The 11,149-nt window shown below is 49.2% G+C and carries 4 protein-coding genes; 2 read left to right on the forward strand and 2 right to left on the reverse strand.

Annotated features, from left to right (window positions below):
- On the forward strand, positions 1-3,438 hold a 3,438-nt coding region (locus RWJ43_RS03975), incomplete at its 5' end, for an InlB B-repeat-containing protein (protein ID WP_314008032.1).
- A 44-nt stretch (positions 3,439-3,482) separates the two neighbouring features.
- Positions 3,483-8,912, forward strand: coding sequence for a Spy0128 family protein (locus tag RWJ43_RS03980; RefSeq protein ID WP_314008034.1), 5,430 nt, complete (start codon positions 3,483-3,485; stop codon positions 8,910-8,912).
- Between the two features lie 99 nt (positions 8,913-9,011).
- Here RWJ43_RS03980 and RWJ43_RS03985 read toward each other — a convergent pair whose 3' ends face one another.
- A complete protein-coding gene (locus tag RWJ43_RS03985; RefSeq protein WP_314008038.1) occupies positions 9,012-9,788 on the reverse strand; it encodes a hypothetical protein in 777 nt (258 codons plus the stop codon).
- Positions 9,789-10,370: 582 nt separating this feature from the next.
- The coding region (locus tag RWJ43_RS03990) for a Cna B-type domain-containing protein (RefSeq protein ID WP_314008041.1) at positions 10,371-11,149 on the reverse strand (779 nt) is incomplete at its 5' end.

Below are 11,149 nucleotides of genomic sequence, written 5' to 3' on the forward strand. Positions count from 1 at the left end.
CTTACCATGTCTGGCTTCAAGACAGCACTAACCGCACAGGATGGGTCTACCATCACTGATGGTACTTATGTCTTCAGGAACAACGCAGGTGCAAGCGGCTCGCGCGGTATTTCTCTTGGCGGAACCGTTAGCGGCAGCACCAACAAGAACAGCGTTACCATCACCGCAGACGATAAGAGCAATACAAACTTCTTTGAGTCTGGTGTCACCTTTGAAAACGCTACTATCAAAGTAACTTCACAGGCTCGTACCTGGAATGACGCTCGCAACCTCAACCTTAGGAATACAGACCTTACCGTTGAAGGCTTTGGTCAGACTTTCTACGTCAACCAGCTCAACATGAATGATTCCACCCTAACCATTAACCCATCTTTCTGGGGCCAGACGGGCATGACCATCCAGGGAACTTCCAATATTGTTAACTCCACCATTAATGCTAATGCTGGCTCAACTTCTGGCATTTCTGTTGGTGTAGCTGGTGGAACAGTAAACGTTACCAACTCAACCCTTAACTTCACTAACGGTGGAACTGGCGGTCTTAACGTCAACACTGGTGATGTCATCATTAACAACTCCACGATTAAGGGAGACGGTCGTAACTCTGGCGCCCTCTTTGGAGCCCAGACTAACGGCTCCATCCAATTCACCGGAAACAGCCTGGTAGAAACCCCTGCTACCAAGAACTCCGATAACGGAGCTGGCCAGACTCGTCAGAACTATAACGTTGTTGGCGGCTCTTACCTGATCAAATACGCACCAAGCTACAACAGTGGCTTTGGTAGCACTATCCCTACAAACGGTGCAGCTAACGGCAACGAGGTTCTCTCGCTCTTTACCCTTGCTGACCCATCAACTAACTCTCTGAGCCTCATTAATGCTAACGGAGCAACCTATACCTACCCAGTTGCTAATGCTTCAAGCGATGGTCAGAAGCACGTTTGGGCACCTGCCGCAACCGTTACCTTTGACCTCAATACCCCAGGCGTTACCGGCGTCAACCCAACATTTGCTGACGGCACTACTGCTAACAAGACTGCTCTTGCTATGCGCGGCAACTCTCTTGCAACTGCTTCTTCTGTAGCAGAAGGCTCCACTACCCTACCTGCAGATCCTTATGCAAGTGGTCAGGAGTTTGACGGCTGGTACTACACCGACGCTGCTGGTACCGAGCACCAGTTCACCGCTGATACCCAGATCACCTCTGACATGACTGTCTATCCACACTGGAAGGCTAACACTGCTTGGTTCTACGTTAGGTATCACAATGGTAATGGCGTCTCTGTCATTGACCGCGTTGCTACCAACGCTAGCCGTACCGTAACGGTCCGTTCTGACGCTGAGGTCAACAACCTCGACAATAACTTCAATATCGCTGGAAAGACCTTCAAGCGTTGGACCACCCAGGCAAACGGCGCTGGTGACGAGGTTGCAGCTAATTCCAACCTGGCTGTTCCTGCAGGTACTGATACCGTTGATTTGTACGCAGACTGGGAGGAGCAGCACCTTACCGTGTCCTTCTCGGCAAATGGTGGCACCTTCTCTGCAAACAGTGTCTTTAAACAGAACCCTAACGTCTTTGACATCACCACCGATGCAAATGGCGGAGAAGTAGCAACTATCAAGACTCATCCAACTGTTGCTGAGCAGACTACTATTAACGCTCTTCTACAGAATCTCAGTGGCAATACTTTGACCACAGATACTGCTGGAATTGCAAGCTCAACCAGCACCAACACTAATACCGCTTATACAGAGATTGCAACACTAGAGAATTACGTTTTGGATAACACAGATGAACCAATAACTTTCCTTGGTATGGTTTTTGGTCACAACTACCACTACTGGTTCACTGACGCTGCAGGCAACTCCCCTGCAACCATTAACGGTGGCGCAACGCTTACTAACGATGTCACCTACTATCTCAAGTGGAAAGAAGATCCTTCCATCCAGAAAGTAGAGCTTACTAGCGATCTTCCTGCTGATATGTGGAGTGACTCTCAGAGCAACACCACTCAGATCAAGGAAGTTTCCAACAACCAGAGCTTTAGCCTTACAGGCGCTATTGACGCTACTTCCGTCATTAATCAGATGAGCGCTTTTGAGAATGGCATTGCTGGCGGCCTCGACGACCTAACCAAGATTACGCTTTCTGGCACAACTTCTACCTTTACTGCAAAGCTCACACTTCCTGCTGGCGTTGTTGTCCCAGCTAATCCAACAGTAACCACCTCTGGCCTTGGTGACCTCTTTGAGGTTACAAACGTTTCCGTCAACGGTCAGGAAGTTACCGTTACCCTGAAGCTTAAGGGCACGTACACCAACTACAAGCAGCTCAAAGACGCTGTCGAGACAGTTGGCAAAGACGATGCAGCTACCGCAGAAATTGCAAGACCTCTTACCGTAACTGTTGATGGTCTCACACTTGACCCAACTCAGGTAACCAATGGTCAGGAGCTCACCGCTACAGGTACTCTTACTGGCACCTTTGAATCTTTTGCAAAGAACACCGTCACCAACGTCACCAAGAAGTTCGAACTTTCTTGGAACGGCGTTCAGATTGCTGCGAGCAGAGACCCTCGTGGTGCCGGCATTCAGCAGACTCTTATTGTGAACAACCCAATTGAGATGAACCTTCCTGCAGATATGCTTGCTGACGAGAATACCGAGCATGACCAGGTCGTCACTATGAAGGCAGGTTCTACCTTTAACCTCACTGGTTCAATTCTTGCTTCCTCTATCCAGGAGCAGATGAACAACATTGAGCGCGCCTACCCTAATACCAACCATGACACCATTACTCTGAGCAACCTGAAGTTCAAGTTCACAGCAACTCTGACTGTTCCTGAGGGAATGACTCTTCCAAGCAACCTTGATGCCAACACCATCCAGGCCTCTAACTTTGGTAGCGGCTTTAAGGTCAGCGATGTTCAGGTCAACGGTCGTACGGTTACCGTCACCTTTGAGCTCAGCGATCCTTCCTCCATTAGAACGTACTCTGACCTCGAGCGCATTGTTGATGAGGCAAGTGCCAACGATGGCTGGATGAAGCTCACCATTCCTGGCGTCACCATTGACTCCAATGTTGCTGCAGGCACCCAGCTCACCGCTGTCGGCACCGTTACCGGCTCCTTCAGTGCTATTGCTGATTCCGCAGCTGGCAACCGCAAGGTCTTCTCGTTCACCTGGAATGGTGTCCAGTGGCCAGATGGTAAGGACGCCGTTGCAACTGATAACGACACAATCCAGCTAACCATTACTGTTGCAGAGGATGAGACTCCAGAGACTCCTTCTACTCCAACTAAGCCATCTAAGAAAAAGAAGCAGAAGACTCCATACACCGGAGATGCTTCTGCTGCAGCACCTCTTGCTGCACTTCTCGCTGGTATGACCGCTGTAATGACTTCACTTGGCATTACTAAGCGTCGTAAGAATAAGTAAGAAAGAAAGTGATTGGTTCTGTATCGCTCTAGTTAGGATGTGCTATGAAAAGTAAGGCAAGGATTGTAGCGGGGTTGCTTTTAGCTGCCGTTGCATTCGTCGCAGCATTGCTGCCCAACCTTAGCGTAGCTTACGCAGAAGACACCACAGGTCTTCAAATCAATGCTCTGAGCATTGAAGATGCGTCGACTCACGCCCAAGTTGCTGACCTTCTTGCAGGTCAAACCCCTGCTCTAAAGGCGGGAGTCACCTACGCCTTGAATGTTGGCTACACAATCCCTGCCTCGCTGCAGTTCTCGCCAACCTACCTCAACGTGAGGTTTGGAGACGGACTCTATGTCACAGGTCTTCCAGGTGCAACGTTTACCGTTGGTGGCATCTCAAACACCAGCTTCTCTGACCTGGTTACCACACCTACGGGAACGGGAACCCTTCCTTACGGCTATCCTGGCGCAAGTTCCGAGAAGAACCGCAGTGGTGATTTGGTCTACATGACCAATAACAGCCTTACCCAGGTTTCTTCCAGGGGAGAAATTCAGTTCAAGCTTGATGACGCTGTTGAGAACCAAAGCGCAAGCCAGGTTATCGCAAATGCAATTCGTGTTAGCTTGAGCACCGCTGCAACACAAAACATTGATCCACATACCTCATCTGTTACTGCAGCTGACGCTATGACCTACGGCTTCTGGGCTGACCAGTCCACCGAGGTTCTCTCTAAGGGTGGCACTACCTCTACCCTGCAGGTTTCTACCACAGGCTCTAAGGTACTCACCGAGGCAAACAGCAAGACTACGGTTCAGGTTGTCTATCCAAGTGATATGGAGCTTGTTGGTGTCAACGAGACCAGCCTCTACAACACCCCAGGTACCATCGTCTCTACTACCGATGATGGCACCAATAAGACAGCAACAGTTGAGTGGAACGAGCCAGGCTCTTACGCAGGTACCCCAACCTTTAAGCCACAGATTAAGGTTCCTGCATCAAGCACCAGACCTAACAACTCAACCTTTAACGTCACCATTAAGAACCTCACTATGTCCGTTTGGAATGACACTCCAAACGTCAACCGTACCTCTGCAAACGCTTCTTCTAATCTTACAGTTACCGTAATTGACGGTCTTAACCCAGAGCGTCTTACCACACACGCTCTTGTCGACACAGCTCCTAACTGGGCATACAAGAAAAACGATACCTACAACGTTCGTCTTGGCACCTACCTCATCAAGAACGAACTCTCCACAGACACCGCTCCAAAGACGCTCGAGATGACCATCGATCAGAACCAGACCGCTATCATCCGCGGCGTCACCATCCCTTACAAGGCTGGTATGACCTATGGTCCAATCCACTGGACCGCATCGGACGGTACGAGCGGAACTGCTGATCCAAGCATTCTGCAAACCTCTGGTGTCTCCGCACTTATCACCAACACTGCCCTTGGCCTTGATATCAATACCTCCATCACTTCCATCAAGGTTGACCTTGGTCCAATTCTTGGCGGATACGATGGCATTAGGCCAATGAGCGATCTTCTCGATACATGGAATCCAAACAACAAGCATGTCACTGACGAGTACTACGGCTGGAGTTACATCTCCAATGGCGTTTATGGCTCTTGGAAGAAGGGCACCAACGCCGACGTTGTCACTAACGTCAAACTCTACAACACCGGTACCACTCCTGACGCAGGCGTTACGCTGACCGCTAAGTCCGGCGCTCCTAAGGTTCTTAACGGCGTTGGTAGCATCAATAAGACCCAGATTAACGGTGGCGAGACCTTCAAGATTTCTGGTCGCATCGACGACGCAAACTGGGACTGGAACCCTCTTCAGGAGCCAGTGCTCTACGTCATCATGCCCGAGGGCTTTACCTACAGCAACCTCACCGTTTCCAATGGCACGCTCAGCGCTCCTGAGTTTGTAGGAACGTACGATAAGGACGGCGTGGCTGTTAAGGTTTGGAAGTACACCATTGATGTTGGCGACGAGACTCGCGGTCAGTATCAGCCAGACTTTACCAGCAAGAACATGACTCTGAGCATGGATGTCCACACCACTGATCTTGCAGGTAAGGGCATTTACCACATCAACGATTTTGTTGGCATTACCACCAAAGACTTCAAGGAAATTGGTGCTCAAATTAAGTCTGAGCACTGGGACCGTAGCAACTGGAACACTTCCCAGTACACCAACTTGTTTGGCAACAGCGTAAACTCTGGCGAGACTATGGTTTCTCTCTCCGAGCGCCCTGGTATCAACATCGCACAGGCATCTGCTATTGCCGCTGCATCTACCCTTTCTGTAAAGGACGGTGTCTCTGGAACCGTAACTGATTACACGTACGACTCCGCTAATCCAGGCGCAACTACCCCTGTTATGCAGCGCGATGACACCGCTACTGTCCACATTGCTGTCCGCAATAACACCGGCAACACCGCAAATACCACTCAACTGTTTGTTCCATTGCTTTCCAAGTCTGCAAACCGCGGTGCTGGCATTAACCCAGAGGGCGCAACTCAGCTTCCTCTGACACTTGAGGGCGTAAGCTCTTCTTCCAACTTCTCTTACCAGTACATCAAGCTGAACCCTGGTGTTACCTACACTGCAAACCATGCTCCACAGCCTGGCGACTACACCGTAGTCACTAATCCTGCTGAGGCCGACATGGTGCTGTTTACTTCAACGCACGCACTTGCTGCAAATAGCGGTGGCTTTGTTGACGTCACCTATAAGGTTGCCGATAACGTAGATGCTTCCTACGACGGTAACCGCAGTGTATTCAGCAGCGTTCTTGACTACGACATTGCTGGTAACCACTCCACTCGTACCCTCTCTACTCACGCTCTAAGTTATGCAGGCATTGACATTACCATCAAGAAGATTTGGAAAGACAACAATAATGCAGCTGGTAAACGTCCAGCTCCTGCTGCCTTTGGTGCTAATAACCTAGAGCTTACCAACGATAAGAACTTTGATACCAGCGCAATTACTCCTGACGTTACTGATAACGGAGATAATACCTACACCATTGTCTACAAGGGCCTTCGTAAGTACGTTGACAACACAGCAGCAGATACTATCTCCTACACCATTGCCGAGAACCCTCCTAACTACTATTACGCAGAGAGAACTCATATCTTCACTGCCGAGCAATACACTGAAACTCAGACGCTCACTAACGAGTATCGCGTAATGCCGGCTATCGTTAATCCATCTGTCAAGAAGGAAGTTACTGGTGATGTTCCAGTAGAGATTCATCCTGGCTCGCCATCGCCTGCTTCTCTTCTGGACTCCCTTCTCAACGGTGGCGCTGCTGACGTTGCAAACCCACCTGGTGCTGGCAATGACGGTCTCAGCGATAGCTTCATTGATGGCCTCATCAATGACTTCCTGGAGAATGGCTCCGAAGACGAAGCTGACGCTCCTAACGTCTTTGTCTTTGAGCTTAGGCGTCTTGATCCTTCTTCCCCAATGCCTGAGGGCTCTACGGGAGATACCGCGCGTACCCGTAGAATTCTTGCTGGTGACGCTGAGTTCAAGAGCATCACTTTTGATCAGCCTGGTACCTACGTTTACACCATCAAAGAGATTGAGGGCAATCAGGACATCGACTACGACAAGAGTGTCTACACCCTCACATACACCGTTACCGACGATGGCTCCGGACAGCTGCAGGCAAAGCGCGCTCTGAGCAAGACTGCTCCTGACGGTACCGTTACTGTCATCGATCTTGGCGAGAATAACGATGTGAATGGCGCGGTATTCACCAACCACTACCCAGAAGAGGGTACTGATTACCTTTATCACACCGAGTACATCGAAAAAGACGTAACGGGTGATATCCCTCACTTCTATCCACCTAAAGCTGGTGAGCCTTCTCCCGCATCTCTCCTCAACGATGTTGAGCCTGTAAACGAGCCAGACGTCTTCACTTTCACGCTAACCCGCGATGATTCTTCCTATCCAATGCCCGAGGGCACCGAAGGTGATACCGCTTCAACAACCATTTATATCAACGGTGCCAGCTCATTCGGCCAATTCAAGTTTACCGAAGAAGGTACCTATACCTACACAGTCCGCGAACTTACCGGCTCCCAGACTAATGTCAGGTACGACAAGACCTACTACAAGCTAAAGTATGTGGTTTCTCGCAATGAGGATGGCAAGCTAGAACTCAAGCGCTTCTATACCAAGATTAATCCTGATGGAACGACCCAAGAAATTACCGTTGCCGAGAACTGGGAAACAGGTATTAGGTTTGTCAACCACTACGCGGACCCAGAGCCAGCAAAGCATGCTCCATCTGTCACTAAGATTGTTGAGGGCGGCTATCCTCGCAATATCGAGCCAGATACCGGCACTCCTGGCATGACGACAACCGCACTTGGTGGCACAAGAACTACAACCGAGGATGAGGACAACACCTTCACGTTTACGTTGAAGCGCACCGATCCTTCTTACCCAATGCCCGAGAACTCCACCGGCGACACCAAACAGATAAAGATTTTGCTCCACGGAACCGCTTCATTCGGCGAGATCACCTTCACTAAGCCAGGAACTTACACCTATACCATCTATGAGGAGATGGGTACTCAGGGCATCAAATACGACCAGTCCGTCTACACTCTCACCTACAAGGTAACCTACGACGGAGAAGGCCATCTGAAGGCCGAGCGCACTATGACCAAGACTGACGAGGACGGAAACGTCACTACCGTTGACCTTGGCGAGAATAACGATGCAGTTGGCGCAGTATTCACCAACGTCTATCCTGATCCACTGCCAGTCAGGGACTATCCAGTTGTTCAGAAGGTTGTTACTGGTAACGCACCAGATGCTCCAACCGACTATCCATCAGTTCTCCCTGATGATAACGGCGGCAACCCACGCACTGCAACAACTCAGGATATCTTCAAGTTCACGCTCACCCGCAACGATCCTTCCTACCCAATGCCAAACAACGCAACAACAGATAGCGTTGAGACTTCTGTTGATGTTTCTGGCGATAATAACTTCGGTGAGCTAGTCTTTACGCAACCTGGCACCTATGTTTACACCATCAAAGAGGTTACCGGCACTAACCAGAGGGTTACTTACGACAAGTCCGTCTACACCCTCACCTACACCGTCTTTAAGAATGATGATGGTGAGCTTGATTTCACCTATCACATTACTAAGACCGCTGAAGATGGAACCGTAACAGAGATTGATCAGTGCGAGTGCAGAAGCACGCCTCCTCTGGTCTTCACTAACGACTATCCAGAGCCTGAGCCTCAGCCAACACCAGATCCTGAGCCAACTCCTGAGCCTGAGCCAACTCCTAGCTCTGATCCACACAAGCCTTCTAAGACTAAGAAGAAGCGCGTTCTGCCAGACACTGGCGATGTCGCTGAGCTTGTGATTGCTTCTGTTGGCATGGTTGCTTCTGGCATCACCGCTCTCGGCTTTGCACTAAGGGCCCGCAAGCAGAAGTAAGACCTAACTGCTAGAGCGATCTTCTCGCCCACAAGGAAACAGCCGCCTTCACAAGAGGGCGGCTGTTTTTCTTGGACAAGACGTTATTCTCGCCAGAGGTTACTCCCCTAGCATGGTTTGTAGGTCATAGCCAAAGGACTTAACAAACTCGTAAGCGTCCTTCTGCCAATCCTCTTTGAAGACACCAGGGGCGGTCTCGAAGAAGCTTGAGTCCATGTAGCGAATAATAATGAAGTTGCTGTTTGGCTGGTCAAAGCCATTGCCCCTGCTGAAATCGATTCCGTGACCAGTATTTCTTCTCATCGCGGCCTCAAGAATAGGAACTGTAAGCTCGTTGACGGGAACTACGATATCTGCCCTATCAAAGAAGCCACCTTTCTCTTTAGTGAAGACAAAGAGATTGTTGAGTGCGCCACCTGCAACGCACTGAACTCGGCGAATATCAGAAAGCTTGACCTGATGCTTTGCGCCGGAAATTACGCCGTTTGCGATTGTGATCTTTTTCTCTTTGAGGCTAAATCCGAGCTTAGTGTTTAACGTATCAAGGTTATTGGGAAACTCAGTAGTAAGCTTATTGGCTGCAAAAGCGAGGATGATAGTCTTTGTATCTAGGATGTTGTGTCCAAATCCACGAAGCTTAAGGTCTGTGTCAATGCTAACGAGATTATGGCCGTCGTTATCCTTAAAGGTAATCTCGTAAGGACCGTTCGAGCTGCAATAGTTCAGTAAGAAGGTTGAACCGACCTCTGAAAACAAAACCTTGACCTCTGGCTTACCATTACCTGGAACATAAGCCAGACCATCTTTTGTAACGGTATAAGAATACTTATCGTCGCACTTAATTGATACCTGTCGATCCTCAAAAATACTTCTCATATACCTTTTACCTCCACGTTTTGCAGTACAGGAAATAACTAGGAACTACCTTAAAATTATATCGTGTTGCTGGATAATTCTTTGCTGCACGCTAAGTTTTCGGCGGATGAAGATAACTTGACGTTGGCAAAGCCGTCAAAATCGTTAGGGTAATTTGATTTCTGCATAATAGACTCTGTTTATTCATAATCATGAATACCGCAATTTTAGGGTACTAATTTTAGTGCCCAAAAAGGTAAAAAAGCCGTTTAGTTGGGAATGAAAATTGAAATTTCGTTATTTGATGCCCAACTAAACGCATTTTTTACCATAGTTAAAAGTTTTTCCTGGGCAAACGCGTATGCAGAAAAATGTAACCCCCAACTAAACGGCTTTTTTACCACTTGGCGCTAAAACAGAAGTGAGAACTTTACAAAACACCAGGATAGCAATGTGACCGCATAGTTCTGTGCCGCACATACGGTGGCCTTGGCTTCTTGGTGGCTTTAACGGTTTTGAGAGCGCCACGCAAAACAGGCTCCTGGTTTTACCAGGAGCCTGTTTTTAATCAGCTATCAGCGTGTTCGGAAAGCCGCCTAGCTATTAGCTGTTCTTCCTTCTCAGAGCAACACCAAGACCACTCAGGGACAGAGCTGCAGCTCCAACGATTGAAGCAATGCCTGAGGTGTCGCCAGTGTAAGGAAGACCTGGTTTCTTAGGCTCTGGAGTAGTAGGTGGCGTGGTTGGAGGAACAACAGGAGCAGTGTTGGTCACTGTGAAACCGTCGTCCTGATTACCTGTGATCTGGGTTGTGTAGCCAGAAATAGGAGTCTCGGAGATGGTGTATGCGTACTCGTGACCATCAGTCTTGTCGTAGAACTCAAGGTTGCTGAAGGTGTGCTTCCAGTCGTCAGCCTTGGTGATGGTTACCCTATCAACCTCGACACCATCACGATACAGAACAATCTCAGCGGAATCGCCTTCCTGGTTCTCCCAAACCTTGGTGACCGGAATATCGCGAGTCTTCATGTTGGTGTTGGTTACCACATAGTTGGCAGCGTCGCCAGTAATCTGGGTGGTGTAGCCGTCAACTGCATCCTCAGTAATGGTGTAGTTGATCAGCGCGCCATTGTTGTACTGGTTAAGGTTGCTGAACGTATGCTGCCAGTTGTCTGCAGCGGTCAGAGTTGCGCTCTGAACCTCAACGCCGTCAGCAAGCAGGTGAATAGTTACGCTGGCAGCAGGTGCTCCAATCCACTTCTTTGTTACTGGAACAGAAACCTTACCTTCAATGGTGTTGGTAACTGTAAGCTCAGTAGCTGAAGAACCAGAATAGGAAGATGTGTAGTGAGCAATTGGATCTTCCTTGACGGTGTACTCAA

The sequence above is a fragment of the Lancefieldella parvula genome, assembly GCF_963530955.1.
GTDB classification, from domain to species: Bacteria; Actinomycetota; Coriobacteriia; order Coriobacteriales; family Atopobiaceae; genus Lancefieldella; species Lancefieldella parvula_A.

Bases quoted from the DNA above. Each gene is read 5' to 3' on its own strand.
- RWJ43_RS03980 (WP_314008034.1), top strand. From the start codon at position 3,483: ATGAAAAGTAAGGCAAGGATTGTAGCGGGGTTGCTTTTAGCTGCCGTT.
- RWJ43_RS03985 (WP_314008038.1), bottom strand. From the start codon at position 9,788: ATGAGAAGTATTTTTGAGGATCGACAGGTATCAATTAAGTGCGACGAT.